Genomic DNA, 15,226 nt, shown 5'->3' with positions numbered 1-15,226 from the left:
GTGACCGATCGCACCCTGACCGTCGAACAGCTGATCCATGAGGACGGTCCCGTCCTGCTGACGGCGACCGGCGAACTCGACCACCACACCGCGCCCCAGCTCACCCGGACACTGGCAGACGCCCCTCTCTCCCCCGGCGCCCCTCTGGTGATCGATCTCTCGGGCCTCACCTACTGCGACTCCACCGGCATCACGGTGCTCGTCACCACCTATCACCGTGCCCGAGCCGCCGGGTCTTCCCTCAAGCTCGCCGGTCTCAGCGACAGTCTCACCCGCGTCTTCCAGATCGTGGGGCTCGACCAGGTGCTCAGCCTCTACCCCACCACCGAGGCCGCGCTCGCCGCAGCACGCCACTGATCGCCGCCCGCTCCGCACGGGGCGGAGCGGGCGGCTGTCGGGCCACTGAAGGCGGCTAGGCGCGGCGCATCTCGGCAGGGGCGCCAGGCCGTCAGGCCGCGTTCAGGCCCGCGCGGAGCTTGGCGACGATCCGGGTGATGAGACGGGAGACGTGCATCTGCGAGCAGCCCAGCAGCTCGCCGATCTGGGTCTGCGTCTGCTCCTCGACGAAGCGCAGGTGAATGATCCGGCGCTCCCGGTCGTCGAGTCCGGCGATCAGCGGGGCCAGGGCGTGGAAGTTGTCGATCAGGTCGAAGCGGTCCTCTTCGACGCCGATGAAGTCGGTCAGGGCCGACTCGGTGTCACTGTCCTCCCCGCCGATGGCGGCGTCCAGCGAGACGGACGCGTAGCCGTTCGACGCCTTCTGCGCCTCGCTCACCTCGGCCGGGTCCAGCTGCATCAGTTCCGCGAGCTCCGCGATCGTGGGCGTGCGGCCCAGGCGCGTGCGCAGTTCCTCGGTCGCCTTGGACAGTTCGAGGCGGGCTTCCTGAAGGCGGCGCGGCACATGCACCGCCCAGCTGGTGTCACGGAAGAACCGCTTGATCTCACCGGTGATGTACGGGACGGCGAAGGTCGCGAACTCCACCTCACGGGAGAGTTCGAACCGGTCGATCGCCTTGATCAATCCGATCGTGCCGACCTGGACGATGTCCTCCATCTCCTGCACGCCCCGGTGCCTGAACCGCGATGCCGCGTACTTCACCAGGGACAAGTTGATCTCGATCAGGCAGTTCCGCACGTACTGGTATTCGTGCGTGCCCTCCTCCAGCTCTCCGAGCCGGTCGAAGAAGCGCTTGGAGATGGCCCTGGCGTCCCGCGGCGCGACCGACGCCGGGTCCAGGTACGAACGCTCCACCAGGTCCTGCTCGGTCTGCGTCGCGGTCTGTTCCGTGTCGGTCACGGTGATCATGCGCCCCACCCTTACTTAGTCGCCGGCTCTGTCGCCTCCCGCGTCTTCCCCGCCATCGGCTGCCCAAACAGGAGACATGTGACGAGTTGAGTCCGTGACCACACGCGCGGTTGGTCGGTGCTCCGCCGCAGCTGAAACCGTCGGCGCCGCGGCTGAACCCGTCGGCCCCGGCAATTAGCATTCGGTCTTCCATTCGGTCTAGGGTGCGTCGGTCCTGCCGCTCGCCGCGGCCATCGACGGAGAGGAAAGCCGATGACCTCACAGGCTTCGGCGGCCGACCCGCCGCCCGGGCGGGGCGCCGGGCGGGTCCCCGACCCGGATGTGGAGGCGGGCCGTCTGTCGGCGGTACGCCGTTACGACATCCTCGACACGCCGCCCGACGGCGCGTTCGACCGCATCGCGGCGCTGGCCGGTCGCCTCTTCGACGTACCCGTGGCCACCGTCACGATCGTCGACAGCGACCGCATCTGGTTCAAGGCGACCCACGGCCTCGAAGGGGTCAAGGAGATCGGCCGCGATCCCGGCCTGTGCGGCTCGGCGATCCTGCGCGACGACGCCCTGGTGATACCCGACACCCTCCACGACCCCGTGGCGGCGGACAATCCGCTGGTCGCCGGAGAGATGGGGGTGCGCTTCTACGCCGCCGCACCGATCACCACTCCCGAGGGCCACCGGCTGGGCACCGTCAACATCCTCGACACCAAGCCGCGCTCCATCACCGAGGACGACATCGCCACCCTGTCCGACCTGGCGGCGATCGTCATGGACGAGATGGAGCTGCGGCTGTCCGCGCTGAACGCACTGCGCGAGGAGCAGGAGCGGCGGACGGCGGAGAGCCTGCACGCCGAGAGGGAACGAGCGCGGGCCGAGGCGGAACGGGCGGCGCGCGAGCAGGCGGAGAAGGACAAGGCGGCCATCGCGGCGTTCGCCTCCACTCTCCAGCGCACCCTGCTGCCTCCGGCGCTTCCCGTGGTGCCCGGTCTGGAACTCGCCTGCCACTACCGCACCGCCTCCGTCCACGATGTCGGCGGCGACTTCTACGACGTCTTCCCCGTCGACGCGGACCGGTGGGCGTTCTTCCTCGGCGACGTGTGCGGAAAGGGCCCCGAAGCGGCGACCGTCACCGCGCTGGCCCGCCACACCCTGCGCGCCGCGGCCCAGATCGACCCGGATCCGGTCACCGTCCTGAGCACGCTCAACACCGTCCTGCTCACCGATGTCGCCGCCGGGAGCCGCTTTTGCACTGCGCTCTTCGGCCTCCTGACACCGCATGAGGGCGGCGACTTCACCGTCACCGTCGCCAGCGGCGGCCACCCCTCGGCCTACCACGTGCGGCCCGACGAAGGCGGCTCCGTATGGGTCAAGGCGGTACGCCCCAAGGGCGGCATGCTCATCGGCGCTTTTCCGGAGGCCCACTTCGCCGAGAGCACTTTCCGCCTGGCTCACGGGGAGGGCCTGTTCCTCTACACCGACGGGCTGACCGAAGCCCGTACCGCCCAGGGAGCCATGCTCGGCGAGGACGGCCTGACCGGCTTCCTCCACCAGCGCACCGGCTCCCTGACCGCCACCGCCCTGGTGGACGACACCGTCACGCTGCTGGACGCGCTGCCCGAGGGAGTCGGTGACGACGTGGCCCTGCTGACCCTGTCCGTGCCCGACTTCGAATCCGTACCCGAGGCCGGTGTCGCCGCCACCGCCCACACCACCGCCACACCCGAACACTTCGGCCAGGAGTGACGACCGACGTGACCCACACGCTCCAGCTGGCCCTCCGGCGTCCTCATTCCCACCTCACCATCGCCACGCTCACCGGCGACATCGACATGCACGGTGCCCCCGTGCTGCGCGCCCAGGCCCTGGAGGCCATCCAGCAGGGACCCCCTCACGTGGTCCTGGATCTGACCCGGGTCGGCTTCTGCGACTCCTCCGGCCTCAGCGCACTCATCGGCATCTGGCACGCCGCGCGGGCGGCGGGCGGCTCACTCAGCCTCGCCGGCGCTCCCGACCGCCTGATACGCATGCTCGCGCTCACGGGCGTCGATTCGCTCCTGACGGTCCACGCGACGGCTGACGACGCGGTCACCGCCATGACAGGCAGTTAGTCCTCACACAGCCAACGCTCGTGCGGCCGCCCGGGGCTGTGAGAACAACGCGGCGACCGGCACTCCCTGTCAGCCGCTCGGGACCGTGGCCTGGGCGAAGCGGAGGTAGCGTTCGACGGACCGGGCCAGGATCTCGTTGCCCTGGGAGGTGACGACGCGGTGCCACCAGGCGCCGTAGATCCGCTCGAAGCGGTAGCCGGCGAGCAGGTCGGCTGCCGCTCGGACCGCGTGGGGGCGCTCGGGAATGTGGTTGGCGTAGCTGTACATGAGGGTCACCCAGCAGCTGTCCGGGCAGACGTTGACCACGTCGCCGGTGAACAGCGCCCCCTCCCCCGCGCTCCAGTGCAGCACCGCGCTGCCCGGGAAGTGCACGCCCGGGTTGATCAGGGTCACCTCGTCGGTGAGCTGAAGCGTGCGCCCGCTCCAGAACCGTACGGCCGGGTCCGGCCGGCCCACCCACTGCCGGTCGGCCTCGTGCAGATGGACCGGCGCGTCGAAGGCGTGCGCCCACTCCACCATCGAGGAGTAGAAGTGCGGGTGGCTGATCCCGATGTGGTCGATGCCGCCGACTTCCTCCACGGCCCGCACCATCGCGTCGTCGAGGTACGGCACGCAGTCCCACAGCACGTTCCCGGCGGCGGTGCGCAGCAGCAGGGCCCGCTGGCCGATGGCGAACTGCGGGGTGACGCCGATGCCGAGCACGTCGGGCCCCTCTTCCTCGAAGCGGCCGGTGTGGCCCGCCTCGCGCAACCCGGCCAGCGTCGTCCACTGCTGGCCGGCCTGGCCCACGTACTGCCGTTCGTCCAGGCAGACAGGGCAGTCGGGGCGCGGGGCGGTGTACTGGGTACCGCAGGCGCGGCAGATCGGGGGCGTCAGGACGGCGGTGTCAGCCACGGCTGCCTCCGGCAAGCTCGGTGAGGACGTACGGGCGGCTCGGCTGCCAGCCCAGCTCTTCGCCCGCGCGCCGTCCCGACACCACCTGGTCGAGCGCGAGCGCCTCGGCGAACGGCTCCCCGAGCGCCTCGGCGGCTTCCGCGAACGGCCACGGCTCGGCCCGGCCGATGCCGCCCGCGGCGATGTCGGCGGCCGCGGCGACGGCTGCCGCCGGGACGGACTCCCACGCCACACCGTGCAGGAGGTCACCGGGGTGGCCCTTGGTGAGCGCGAGGACGTACAGCTCGGCGAGGTCGTCGACGTGGACCATCGGCCACCGGGTCGCGACCGGGCCCACGTAACGACCCGCGCCGTGCTCCCGCGCCCAGCCGGTCATCAGGGCGGGAATGCCGCCGTCCCGGCCGTACACGATGCCCGGGCGTATCACCACGGCCCGCACGTCGTCCCCGGCGGCGGCAAGCACCCGCTGCTCGATCCGCGGCCGATAGCCGACGATTGCGATCGGGTCGGTAGCGGCGTCCTCCGTCGCCGGGGCGTTGCCCGTGGCGCCGAGCACCCACACGCCACTGGTGTAGACGAACGCCCGGCCCGTGCCGCGCAGCGGTGCGAGCAGCGCGTCCAGGGCGGCGGTGTCCACCGCCTCGTCGCCGGTCGGCGTGGCCAGGTTCACCACCGCGTCCACGTCGTCCGTCACCGCCGCGCGCAGCGACGCCGGGTCGGTCAGATCGCCGACCCGCACCGGCACGTCCGGATGCAGCTCGGCCGCGTTCTTGACCAGGGGCACCACGTCGTGGCCCTCCCGCGTCAGGCACGACACCACCGCTGAGCCGATGTAACCAGTGGCACCCAGTACCAGAACCTTCATGAACCCTCCCAGGCAGACGTTCCTCCAGCACCAGAACCGTAGGATCCGTGCCGGTACCTGCGGATCCGTCGAACGACCAGGCTCCTTACCAGGGTTCACGCCCGTGACGGGCTGAGAGGTCAGGCCAGGCTGAGCGCACCCAGGGCGGCCCGCGACGTCACGCCGAGCTTCGGATAGGCGTTGGACAGGTGGTAGCCGACCGTGCGCGGGCTCAGGAAGAGCCGTGCTCCGATGTCCCGGTTGCTCAGGCCCGTCGCCGCGAGTCGGACCACCCGCAGTTCCTGCGCTGTCAGCCGGCCTGCGAGATCCGTGTCCGCCGCCGGCGCGGACGGGGTGGCGCCGACGGCCCGCAACTCCGCGCGGGCCCGGTCCGCCCAAGCGGCGGCCGACATCCGCTCGAACGACTCCAGCGCTACGGTCAGCGCCTCCCGGGCGTCGGACCGGCGCTTCGCACGGCGCAGCCACTCCCCGTACAGCAGTCGCGTGCGCGCCTCCTCGAACGGGCGGCCGTCCCCCGCATGGGCGGCGAGCGCCCGCTCATAGAACTCCCCCGCCGCGTCGTCGGCGGCGAGCAGGGCACGGCAGCGGAGTTCCACCGCCCTGGCCCACGCGGTCCCGGTGGCATCGGTCCAGCGCGTGAACCGCTCGGCGGCCGGCCCCGCGTCGGTGGCCCGGTCGATCCGGACGGCGGCCTCCACCTGGTCGGGCAGGCTGTGCACGGAGACCATCAAGTGCCGGTGCGGTCCGCCGGTCAGGACGGCGAAGCGTTGCAGCGCCCGCTCGTAGCGGCCGACCCCGAGATCGAACAGGCCCTGCGCCCGGGTCAGCCAGAACGGGGAGGGCGCGACACCGGGGCACAAATACCGCCCCGCCCGCCCGGCAGAACCCTGTGGGTCCCCGCCGTCCCGCCGTTCGCGGCCTCCTGTGCCGCCCGGTTCTTCCCCGTCGAGGGCGGCCAGCACCGCCAGGACGCCGCTGAGCATCGTGGCGAGATGGCTCTGACCGGTGTCACGGGCGATCTCCAGTCCCTCGACCGCCGTCGTGTACGCGTCCCGGTGCCGGCCCAGGAACAGCCGCAGCCGCGCCAGCCGCAGCAGCACCCGCGGCAGCACCCCGACGGCACCCTCCGCCCGGCACTCCCGCTCCAGGGCCACGGCCTCGTCGTGCACCGTGCGGTACTCGCCGAGCAGCATGTCCCATCCGTGCAGCCGCACCTGATCGGTCAGGCTGCGCTCCTGCCGGGTCCGCACGACGTACTCAGCGAATTCTCGTATCGGTGCCGCCCCGCCCGCCAGATCGCCCGTCAGTGTGGCGAGCACCCCGGCCGCACCCCGTTGTACGGGATGCTCGCCGAAGCCCAGACCGGCCACCCGCGCGCGGGTGTCCCGGGCCGCCGCGACCGGGTCCGGCGCGTCCCAGGCCATCGCGGCCGACTCGAACAGCAGCCACGCCCCCATGGCGGGACGGTGCGCCGTCACCTCGGCAGTCGCCTCGACGAGCAGCAGCCGCGCCGACTCCGCGCGGCCGCGCCCGTGTTCGAGCGCCGCCCGGACGCTGGCGAGCCGGGCGATCGCCGACGGACTGCTCACCGGCCCCGCCTCGTCGGCGAGCGTTCCCGCGAGCTCCGCCTGTCCGGCCTCGGCGGCGGCGGCCGCCGCGGCGGCCAGCCGCAGCGCCCGGGCATCCTGGTCCTCGGTCAGCTGTGCGGCCCGCCGGTAGGCAGCGGCGACCGCCGCCCGACCGCCCCGGGAGCGGAACAGCTCGGCGCTGCGCTCCAGTTCGGCGGCGACCGCCTCGTCGTAGCCGACGGTCGCCGCGGCCAGGTGCCAGGCTCTGCGGCCCATGTCCCCGGCGGCCGGCGCGACGTCGGCGAGCGCCCGGTGAGCGGTCGTCCGCTCGGCCAGCACCGCACCCTGGTACGCGGCAGCCCGCACCAGCGGATGCCGGAACACCAGCCGACGTCCGGACACTCTCACCAGGTCCGCCGCCTCCGCCGGCCCGAGGTCCCCGGCGAGCGCGCCCACCCGCTCCCCCGCCGCCATCACCAGCGCCACGTCGCCGGTGTCGTCCGCTGCGGCGACCGTCAGCAGCAGACGGGTCGGCGCCGGCAGCGCCCGGATCCGCTCGTCGAAGATCCGCCGCACCCGCCACGAGGCCGGCAACACGGCGATCTCCCGCGCGTCCAGCGGCTCGCTCCCGTCCCGCTGGGCCGCCGTCAGAGCCCCCGCCAGCTCCACGAGGGCGAGCGGATTGCCCTGCGCGAGCCCGAGGATGCGACTGCTCACGGTGGCATGCAGGTCGGGCGCCCGATCTGCCAGCAGCGCCGCCCCCTCCTCATCGGTCAGCGGCCCGAGGTGCAGCATCGGCAGGCCCGGCGCACCGTCGAAGACCGCCGAATCCTCATGCGCGGCGAACACCATGGCCACGCGCCCCATCCCGAGTCGGCGGGCCGCGAACAGCAGCGCGTCCACGGTCTCCAGGTCCAGCCAGTGCGCGTCATCCACCAGGACCACGACCGGGCGTTCCTCGGCCAGCTCGTCGAGCAGGCCCAGCGTCGCGGCCCCGACGAGGAAGCGGTCCCCGGCGGGCACGTCATCCGGCGCGATCGCCCCGCGCAGCGCCGTCAACTGACGCTCAGGCAGGCTCCTGGCCCGGTCGAGGGCGCCCCGGAGGAGCACTTGCAGACCGGCGTACGGCAGCGCCGCCTCCGAGTGGACCCCCGTACACCGCAACAGCCGGACTCCGTCCGCGCCCGCCGAGGCACACCGGTCGAGCAGCGCAGTCTTGCCCGACCCTGCCTCGCCTGTGAGTACCACGGCCCCGCCCCGGCTCTGCCAGGCTCCCTTCAAGAGCCCGTCGAGCACTTCCCTTTCGTGGTGCCGGCCGCTGAGACCGGCGGGCCCCCGGTCGGCGGCCCTTGTCTGGACCGCTTCGGTCATCGGTGCTCTTTCCTTCCTCCGGACGCCGCACCTCGGGGTGGGCGTGGCTGACGATGTCGTGGGTCCGACGGCCACGGGCCCCGGTCCGACGGAGCGGTGGGAGCGCCTTGCCGAGCGGGCAACACGGCGACAACCCGCACCAGGGAGGCGGGCATCTCCGCGTCGGCGAAGTCGGGAGCGTGACCACGGCGCCCCGCCGGTTCGCCTCGGTGACGCCCAATTTGTTCGGGCAGCGCCTCCGCGGCCGCCAGGCAGACCAGCCGCGCCCCGCGCCGACTCGCCAAAGGCGGGGCGCCCAGGGCCCGTCGGCCTAGGAGGGGGCCGTCCCGCCCGCGTTGTGGATCAGCTGACCGAGCACCTTCAGCGCGACGACGTAGTCCCCGTCGTCGATGCCTTCGTGGAGAGCGGCACGGATCGCGGGCGCATTGCCCGCAAGGTCAACCCGGACCTGCTCCCCCTCCTCCGTGAGCCACAGCCGGTCCTCGGCATCCCGCCTCAGCCAGCCGCGCTCCACGAGCACCGCGGATTCCGCCTCCAGGTCGTCCTCGGGCCGGATGTACAACCTCATCGCCTCCCGCAGCTCGGCCACGGTCATCCCCGCGCCATCGGGCGATATGTCGTTCACCGACAGGTTGCGCAGCAGCCAGAACTGGGGCTGGGTGTAGCCCTTCTCCAGCTGCCGGGCCCGGGTGAACGCGATCAGCGCCTCGTAGGCGACACCGGTCCAGTATGCGGCGGGCTGTCCGGCGAGTTCCTCATCGGACATCGACTTGTTCATCATGGAATGTTCCCCCTGCTGTATCGAACGAGAATCCTGCGTCCCAAGCCGTGCTGGGCCGTCAGTCGGCCACCACGGTGTTCTGGGCGGCGCCGACGCGCCAGGTGCCGTCCTCCTTGACCAGGATGTAGAACGGGCGGCCCTCGGGGCGGTCGGTGATCCGGGTGCCGTCGTGGCGGACAGGCTGCTGGCGGACGTTCACCGCGGCGACGTCCGGCTTCAAGAACAGCACGCGTTCGACGTCGTAGACGGCGGTGGACTCGGCCATGGCACCGGGCAGCACCTTGCGGGTGAAGGTCTCGATCTCCTCGAAGCCCGACAGGCGCTTGCCGTGACCGGTGGTCCACACCGGCTCCTGGCGGCGGAAGACGCTCAGGAACCGGTCGACCAGCTCGTTCTGCTGGGCCTGCTCGACCTCCGCCACCACACGGCGGATCGCGGCCACCGCGGCGTCCGTCTCCGGGCCTTCGGGGGCGCCGAACACCTCGACCGGCCGGTACGACCCCGTCGTCAGTTCGGCCACGGCACCCGGCCGGCCCGGCTGCCAGCCGAGGGCGGTACGGGCGGCGGCGCCGCTGACGCTCTGGTCGAGGGCGAGCGCTTCCGCGAAGAGCGGGCCGAAGACCTCGGCGGCCTGTTCCACAGGTACCACCTGCGGGGCAGCGAGCACTCCGGCTGCGCGGCCGGCGGCCCGGGCGAGGTCACGGACCGGGACGGCCGACTCCCCGACGCCGTGCCAGACAGTGCCGGGCTCGGCCCGTTCGACGGCGGCCACGAACAGCTCGGCCAGGTCGTCCACGTGGACGGTCGGCCAGCGCACCCCCTCCACGCCGTAGTACTCGGGCGTCCCCTGCTGGCGGGCCCGGTCGACCAGGATGGCGGGGATGCCTCCGCCGCGGCCGTAGACGATGCCGGGCCGGACGACGACCGCGCGCACGCCCTCAGCGACCTCGGCCAGCACCCGCCGCTCGATGTGCGGGCGGTAGCCGACGATGTCGATCGGATCGGTCGGGGTCTCCTCGCCGACCTCCTGGGCGTCGCCGGTGGCGCCCAGCACCCAGACGCCACTGGTGTAGACGAAGGGACGGCGGGTGCCGCGCAACGGGGCCGCCAACGCCTCGATGACGGCGATGTCCACGTCCACGTCACCGCTCGGAGGAGCCAGATGAATCACGGCCTCGATCTCCGGGGTCACCGCACCGGCCAGCGAAGCCGGGTCCGCGGTGTCGCCGACCACCTGGGCGTGCCAGCCCCGGCCGGGCTGCGGCTCGGCGCTCCGGGTGAGCGCGACGACCTGGTGGCCGACGGCGACGAGGTGGTCGGTGACGGCGGAGCCGATGTAGCCGGTGGCACCCGTGAGCAGAACCTTCATCATGTTCCTGTCTTGATGAACGAGATGATTCATCTCGTTTTGGGGTGGTGTGGTGTCTTGCTTCGAACCCGCGCGGTGCGCGCGGGATTTCGCCTCAAAGGTTGATCATGTGGTCGGCCAGGCCGTGGATCGCTTCCTTCACGGCCTTCAGGTGAGCGCCGATGATCTCGCCGTGCTCGTTTCGGTGTCCCCGATGGTCTCGGCGGCGACCACGCCCATGGAGTCGGCGGTGTGCGCGAGCATCAGCTTCGCGGTCACGTCGCCGATGGCGTAGATGTTCGGCACATTGGTACGGCAGTGGCCATCGACCTCGATCGCGCCGCGCTCGGTCAGCGCGACACCGGTGTTCTCCAGGCCGTAGCCCGAGACGTTCGGCGCGAAGCCGAATCATCAGGAAGTGGACGCCCTTGACCGTCCGTCCGCGACCGTGCGGCTGCGCCGGAACGCCTCGCCGTATACGACGACGTCGAAGCGTTTACACATGGGGATTCCTTGGTTCCGAGAGACTTCGAGGCGCGCCCCACCGGTCGAGCATCGCGTAGGCAGGCTGCCATTGATCCGTATACGCATGGTGTGCGGACTCGGGCAGGAGCGCCGCCAGAACGGCGGCCACGGTCCGCTCAGCCGCACCGTCCAGGAGCCATGGCAGGATCCATGCCGCGTCGGCCTGGATCAGCTGCGCATGAGCGCGTTCGAAACGCTCCCACTGACCCTCGCTCAGCACGACCTGGGCCACCGGAAACACGGACTCCTCTTCGTGGCGGAGATGGCCGCGTAACCCGGTGACCAGCGAGCCGGTGAGGTCAGCGAACAGGTCGAGACCGAGATCGGGGCCTACCAGCGCCTGGTCGATCGCCTCCAGCAACTGGTCGAGCACTGCGTGCTCGGCCTCGATCGCCTCCAGCCGCGCCAGGCAGAGGGGCCGCCCGAACAGAGCCTGGCGCAGGGAGGGCCACAGCACGTCGTCCTCGGCGGTCTGATGAGCACGCAAAGCCCTCCGGAACAGAGTCCAGCCCACAGCGGTGCGCAGGATGTGTCGGGGATCGGGCTCGGATTCGGGATCGGGATCGGCGCGGGCGGTGGCTCGAGCGATGAAGTGCAACTCCCTTCGTAATGCGTTGTGCATCGCGTACGTCACCGTCATGTCGAACCTGTCTCTCACTTCTGTCTGACTCCTGGTTCCGGTGACCGGGCAGTGGGAAGCCATGTCTGACGGAGCAGCGGCATCGTGGACAGGGCGGCGGGGTGGCGCGGCCAGGGAAGAAACCGAGGCCTTCGACCAGCAGCCGCCCGGCTCCCCAAAGCCTCCCGCGAGAGCGATGTCGGATCAACACAGACCTTGCTCATTGATCGATAACTCGACGGTTATCGGAGCACGGGGGCGGCAGGGCGAGCGTCCTCCGCCAACTGATCGGCGTCGGAGCGCTGTACAGCCGTGGGCGCGGCGCTGCTCTGGTTTCAGTGGATCGACGGGCTACCAGCAGGCGGTGCGCTCCGGGGAGAGCTGACGGTGGGCATCTACGACGCCCAGACGTAGCGGCCTGTCAGAACCGGATCGCACCGAATTCGCGGACCATGTCGGCGAGAGCAGTGATCAATTCGTTCTCCGCGTCGCTCCGCCAGATCAAGGCGAAGGACAGTTCAGGCTGGTCCGTGACGGGCAGCCAGCGGATGTTCGGCATGCCCCAGTGCCGCGTGACGTGGCTGGGGAAGTTATGGATGATCTCGCCCATGCCGACCTGGTTGATCAGCTCCTCCGCGTTGGTCACGAGGCGCCCCCGCTCGATCGGCCGGCCCTGCGAAGTATGGAAGGGCAGGTAGGCGTCCTCCCAGTAGTCGGGCATGTCGGGGGCGATGGCATGCTGGAAGTCGGAGAACACCTCAAGTCGCACCGACCTTCGCTGGGCCAGCTCATGGTCCGCGGCCACAGCGAGAACTCGGGGGTCCGTGCACAGGACCGGGCCGACGGTGAGGTCCGGTTCCTCCACGGGCAGCCAGGTGACGAGGACGTCCATGTCGTGGTCACGGAGCCGGCCGAACGGATCCACGTACTCCAACTGGCGGATCTCCAGCTCCCACTGCGGATTCCGCGAGCGGAAGGCCCTCCAGTAGGGGTGCATGTCAACGACATTGAACGGCATCATGCCGACCCGGAGCCTGCCGGTGACACCGCGGGCGGCCATCCGGGCGCGCTCCAGGGACTCGTGCAGGCCCGCATAGACCGGCTGCAAGTCGTCGCGCAGCTGGCGTCCGACATTGGTCAGGCGCACGGTGCGGCTGGTGCGCTCGAACAGCGCGGCGCCGATACGCCGTTCCTGCTTTCTGATGGCCTGGCTGACCCGTGCCTGAGAGACCAGAAGCCGCTCGGCACTCCGTCCGAAGTGCAACTCCTCAGCCAGCACCAGAAAGATCTCAATGTCCCGCAGTTCCATCGCGCCCCCGTACCCTCCGCGACTCGACAGCCACAAGCTGCCGAGCCACGGAAGTATATGGCGATCGAATTTCCGTGCGAGGAGCAGGACTGAGGAGGGCGGACCGACTCGGCGGACGGTTCCGGCTTCCGGTAGGAGGAGGCCAGGAGATCGCCAAACGGGGCGCCCCCTGGCCTCGGACGGTTACGGCCGCGCGGCCTGACCATCGCCGCACATCGACTGCCCGTACAGCGTCTTCAGCGCGTCGTCGATGGGGTGGTGCTGCGGCTTCCCCGAGGAGTCCGGCGTGTTCCACCTCTGGAGGTTGACCGCGACCGACATCTGGCGTTTGCCGTCGGCCCGGGTCAGGGAGATCGTTCCGGCCCCCCAGACGGTGCCGTCGTGGCCCCAGAAGGTGCCGCAATGCGGGATGTCGACCTTATGCAGACCGAGGCCGTACTGGATCGTCGATCCGTCCAGGGCGATGACCGGGACCGTGCGCTGCATCTCCTTCAGCGACGACCGGTTGACGATCTTGCCGTCGAGCAGCTTGCCGTAGAAGCGGTTGAGATCGTCCGTGGTCGACACCAGGGCGGCCCCCGTCCCCGTCCAGGACATGTTGTAGACGCTGTAGTCGCGCGGCGGGTCGAGCAGGCCCCACAGGGCCTCGTACATCCGTGAGTGCGGCCCCTGGATCCGTGTACCGGTCGGGAACCCGGTGTGCCGGAGGCCGGCGCGCTTGATGACGTTCCGGGTGATGTACTCCTCGGCCGGGGTAGCGGTCACGTGCTCCAGGAGCTGGCCGAGGAGCAGGTAATTGGTGTTGGAGTACACCCCTGTGGGGCCTCCGGGCTCGCCGGTGGGCGGCGCGTTGAGCCCCAGCTCGATCAGCTCGGCCGGGCGGAACTGCCTGAACCGGTTGTCGTCCAGGCTCTCGGGCGACCCGCTCTGGAGGGACGGGAACGCGTATCGGATGTAATCGGGGATGCCGCTGGTGTTGTTGAGCAGCATCCGCACCGTGATCTTCCGGCCGCGCTCTCCCGGCACCAGCTGCGGCAGGTAGTCACCGATCGGCGCGTCGAGCCGGATCCGGCCCTGCTCGACCTGCTGCATGACCGCGGCGGCGGTGAAGGTCTTGGTGATGCTCCCGACGCGCTGCCGCATGTCGGGCGTGACGGGACGGCCGGTCGTGACATCGGCGACCCCGGAAGCGCCACGCCATGTCCGGCCGCCCTCGCGCACCTCGGCGTACACCCCCGGTATCCCCGCGCGGTGGACACCGTCCAGGGCGGACTTCAGCTCTGCGGGACGGAAGGGGGACGACGGGCTCGTGCCGCCGGCCGGCACGGAATGTGCCTTGTCGGGTGCCGGAGCTGCCGCCACCGTGCCCGCGCAGACGCTCAGCGCGGCCACGCTTCCACATATCGCCAGTCGGATGTTCAAGACAGCCGTCCTTTCGTGATCAGTGAGTGCAGGCGACGGGGACGCTTCCCGTGCCTTTCGACGTGCGCGGATCAATGGGCCAGGGCGCGGCGCAGAGCGTCGCCGAGTTCGGCGTTCTGGCGCTGCGAGACCTCGGCGGACAGAAGAGCCTGCGATCCGTGGAAGGTGCCGGGCCACTGGTGGAGCTCGACCGACGTGCCCGCCTGCATCAGGCGCAGCGCGTAGGCGATGCCCTCGTCGCGGTTCGGACAGAACTCCGCGGTGGCGATGTAGGCCGGTGGCAGCCCGGACAGATCGGCGGCCCGCGAGGGGGCGGCGTACGGTGTGGCGGGCCGGGAGCCCAGGTAGTGCCGCCACGCCGCGGCGAGCTTGTCGCGGTCGAACCAGGGGGTGCCGGTGAAGTTCCGCGCCGACCACGTCTCCTGCCGGTCGTCCAGCCCCGGCTGGTTGAGCAGTTGGAAGTGGATCGCCGGTCCCTGCTCGTCACGCGCCCGCAACGCCACCGCGGCCGCGAGGTTCGCTCCGGCGCTGTGACCCCCGACCGCGATCCGCGCCGGGTCGATGCCGAGTTCGTCCGCGTGCTCGGCCGTCCAGGTCAGTACGGCGTAGGCGTCGTCGAAGGCTGCGGGGAACGGGTCCTCGGGCGCCAGGCGATAGCCCACCGAGATCACCACCGCCCCGGAAAGGGACGCGATCCGGGCGGCCCACGGATGCTCGGTGTCCAGGTCACCGAAGACTCCGCCGCCGCCGTGCAGCCAGACGATGGCGCCCTGCGCCCGGTGCGGGCGGTAGACCCGGACCGCCACGTCCGGATCGGCGGACACCGTGCGGTCCTCGACCTCCATGTCCGAGGTGTCCGGTGCCGGCGCCACAGCCGCACGCTCGGCGAAGTCCTTGCGTGCGGTGACCGGGTCGTTCATGTCGAGTTGCGGGAGAAACGGGATGAATGCTTCGAGTTCGGGATCCATGACGGCCATCCTCACGGTCGTCACCCTGGGGGTCACCCGCCATTCGTCGCGCGTCCTGCCCCGATCACGCACCGATCAGCGCATCCCCTCCTCCTATCCTTCTGCCGTGGAGGGACCGGCCGTTCGGCTGCCGGGACCGGCCGTTCGG

General features: G+C 71.0%; 13 protein-coding genes and 1 pseudogene. 3 read left to right on the top strand and 11 right to left on the bottom strand.

The features are described from left to right. Window positions 1-357 carry an STAS domain-containing protein gene (locus tag DMA15_RS33480; RefSeq protein ID WP_125516419.1) on the top strand — a complete coding sequence of 119 codons (357 nt, stop codon included), beginning with the start codon at window positions 1-3 and terminating at the stop codon, window positions 355-357. Between the two features lie 91 nt (window positions 358-448). Here the strand turns inward: DMA15_RS33480 and DMA15_RS33475 are convergent, their stop codons facing one another. Continuing rightward, on the bottom strand, window positions 449-1,306 hold the full coding sequence (locus DMA15_RS33475) for a SigB/SigF/SigG family RNA polymerase sigma factor (protein WP_125516418.1): 858 nt from the start codon (window positions 1,304-1,306) through the stop codon (window positions 449-451). A 252-nt stretch (window positions 1,307-1,558) separates the two neighbouring features. On the opposite strand from DMA15_RS33475, the gene DMA15_RS33470 reads away from it, so the two are divergent. Together DMA15_RS33470 and DMA15_RS33465 are read left to right on the top strand one after the other, a co-directional pair. Continuing rightward, window positions 1,559-3,043, top strand: coding sequence for a GAF domain-containing SpoIIE family protein phosphatase (locus DMA15_RS33470; protein WP_125516417.1), 1,485 nt, complete (start codon window positions 1,559-1,561; stop codon window positions 3,041-3,043). Between the two features lie 8 nt (window positions 3,044-3,051). Then, window positions 3,052-3,408, top strand: a complete 357-nt coding sequence (locus DMA15_RS33465; protein WP_240660073.1) for an STAS domain-containing protein — start codon at window positions 3,052-3,054, stop codon at window positions 3,406-3,408. 69 nt (window positions 3,409-3,477) lie between these two features. On the opposite strand, the gene DMA15_RS33460 is transcribed toward DMA15_RS33465, so the two are convergent. The 10 genes and pseudogenes from DMA15_RS33460 to DMA15_RS33415 form a co-directional block, all read right to left on the bottom strand. Next, window positions 3,478-4,302: an MBL fold metallo-hydrolase gene (locus DMA15_RS33460; RefSeq protein ID WP_164551881.1), complete on the bottom strand. Its 825-nt coding sequence runs from the start codon at window positions 4,300-4,302 to the stop codon at window positions 3,478-3,480. After that, window positions 4,295-5,167, bottom strand: a complete 873-nt coding sequence (locus DMA15_RS33455; protein ID WP_125516415.1) for an NAD-dependent epimerase/dehydratase family protein — start codon at window positions 5,165-5,167, stop codon at window positions 4,295-4,297. The genes DMA15_RS33460 and DMA15_RS33455 overlap by 8 nt, the downstream gene beginning before the upstream one ends. A gap of 119 nt (window positions 5,168-5,286) precedes the next feature. Next, window positions 5,287-8,106 (bottom strand): LuxR family transcriptional regulator, encoded by a 2,820-nt coding sequence (locus tag DMA15_RS33450; RefSeq protein WP_125516414.1) that lies wholly within the window; start codon window positions 8,104-8,106, stop codon window positions 5,287-5,289. A 310-nt stretch (window positions 8,107-8,416) separates the two neighbouring features. Continuing rightward, window positions 8,417-8,887 (bottom strand): MarR family winged helix-turn-helix transcriptional regulator, encoded by a 471-nt coding sequence (locus DMA15_RS33445; protein ID WP_125516413.1) that lies wholly within the window; start codon window positions 8,885-8,887, stop codon window positions 8,417-8,419. A 58-nt stretch (window positions 8,888-8,945) separates the two neighbouring features. Then, entirely contained in the window at window positions 8,946-10,259 is a 1,314-nt protein-coding gene (locus DMA15_RS33440; protein ID WP_240660072.1) for an SgcJ/EcaC family oxidoreductase, read from the bottom strand. Between the two features lie 174 nt (window positions 10,260-10,433). After that, window positions 10,434-10,640 (bottom strand): annotated as a pseudogene (locus DMA15_RS33435) (FAD-dependent oxidoreductase); the annotation flags it as partial. Window positions 10,641-10,731: 91 nt separating this feature from the next. After that, a complete protein-coding gene (locus DMA15_RS33430; RefSeq protein ID WP_240660071.1) occupies window positions 10,732-11,400 on the bottom strand; it encodes a hemerythrin domain-containing protein in 669 nt (222 codons plus the stop codon). Window positions 11,401-11,800: 400 nt separating this feature from the next. Continuing rightward, complete coding sequence (locus DMA15_RS33425; protein WP_125516411.1) at window positions 11,801-12,688, bottom strand: LysR family transcriptional regulator; 888 nt, start codon at window positions 12,686-12,688, stop codon at window positions 11,801-11,803. A gap of 183 nt (window positions 12,689-12,871) precedes the next feature. Further along, a complete protein-coding gene (locus DMA15_RS33420; protein ID WP_125518174.1) occupies window positions 12,872-13,966 on the bottom strand; it encodes a serine hydrolase domain-containing protein in 1,095 nt (364 codons plus the stop codon). A 215-nt stretch (window positions 13,967-14,181) separates the two neighbouring features. Beyond that, complete coding sequence (locus DMA15_RS33415; RefSeq protein ID WP_125516410.1) at window positions 14,182-15,078, bottom strand: alpha/beta hydrolase; 897 nt, start codon at window positions 15,076-15,078, stop codon at window positions 14,182-14,184. Window positions 15,079-15,226: the final 148 nt, after the last annotated feature.

The organism is Streptomyces sp. WAC 01529, assembly GCF_003945545.1.
GTDB classification, from domain to species: Bacteria; Actinomycetota; Actinomycetes; order Streptomycetales; family Streptomycetaceae; genus Streptomyces; species Streptomyces anatolicus.
This window is presented reverse-complemented; position numbering and strand designations above follow the sequence as displayed.

Excerpts from the sequence above, each read along its gene's own strand:
- DMA15_RS33475 (WP_125516418.1), bottom strand. The coding sequence starts at position 1,306 with ATGATCACCGTGACCGACACGGAACAGACCGCGACGCAGACCGAGCAG.
- DMA15_RS33470 (WP_125516417.1), top strand. The coding sequence starts at position 1,559 with ATGACCTCACAGGCTTCGGCGGCCGACCCGCCGCCCGGGCGGGGCGCC.
- DMA15_RS33455 (WP_125516415.1), bottom strand. The coding sequence starts at position 5,167 with ATGAAGGTTCTGGTACTGGGTGCCACTGGTTACATCGGCTCAGCGGTG.
- DMA15_RS33450 (WP_125516414.1), bottom strand. The coding sequence starts at position 8,106 with ATGACCGAAGCGGTCCAGACAAGGGCCGCCGACCGGGGGCCCGCCGGT.
- DMA15_RS33445 (WP_125516413.1), bottom strand. The coding sequence starts at position 8,887 with ATGATGAACAAGTCGATGTCCGATGAGGAACTCGCCGGACAGCCCGCC.
- DMA15_RS33440 (WP_240660072.1), bottom strand. The coding sequence starts at position 10,259 with ATGATGAAGGTTCTGCTCACGGGTGCCACCGGCTACATCGGCTCCGCC.
- DMA15_RS33430 (WP_240660071.1), bottom strand. The coding sequence starts at position 11,400 with ATGACGGTGACGTACGCGATGCACAACGCATTACGAAGGGAGTTGCAC.
- DMA15_RS33425 (WP_125516411.1), bottom strand. The coding sequence starts at position 12,688 with ATGGAACTGCGGGACATTGAGATCTTTCTGGTGCTGGCTGAGGAGTTG.
- DMA15_RS33415 (WP_125516410.1), bottom strand. The coding sequence starts at position 15,078 with ATGGATCCCGAACTCGAAGCATTCATCCCGTTTCTCCCGCAACTCGAC.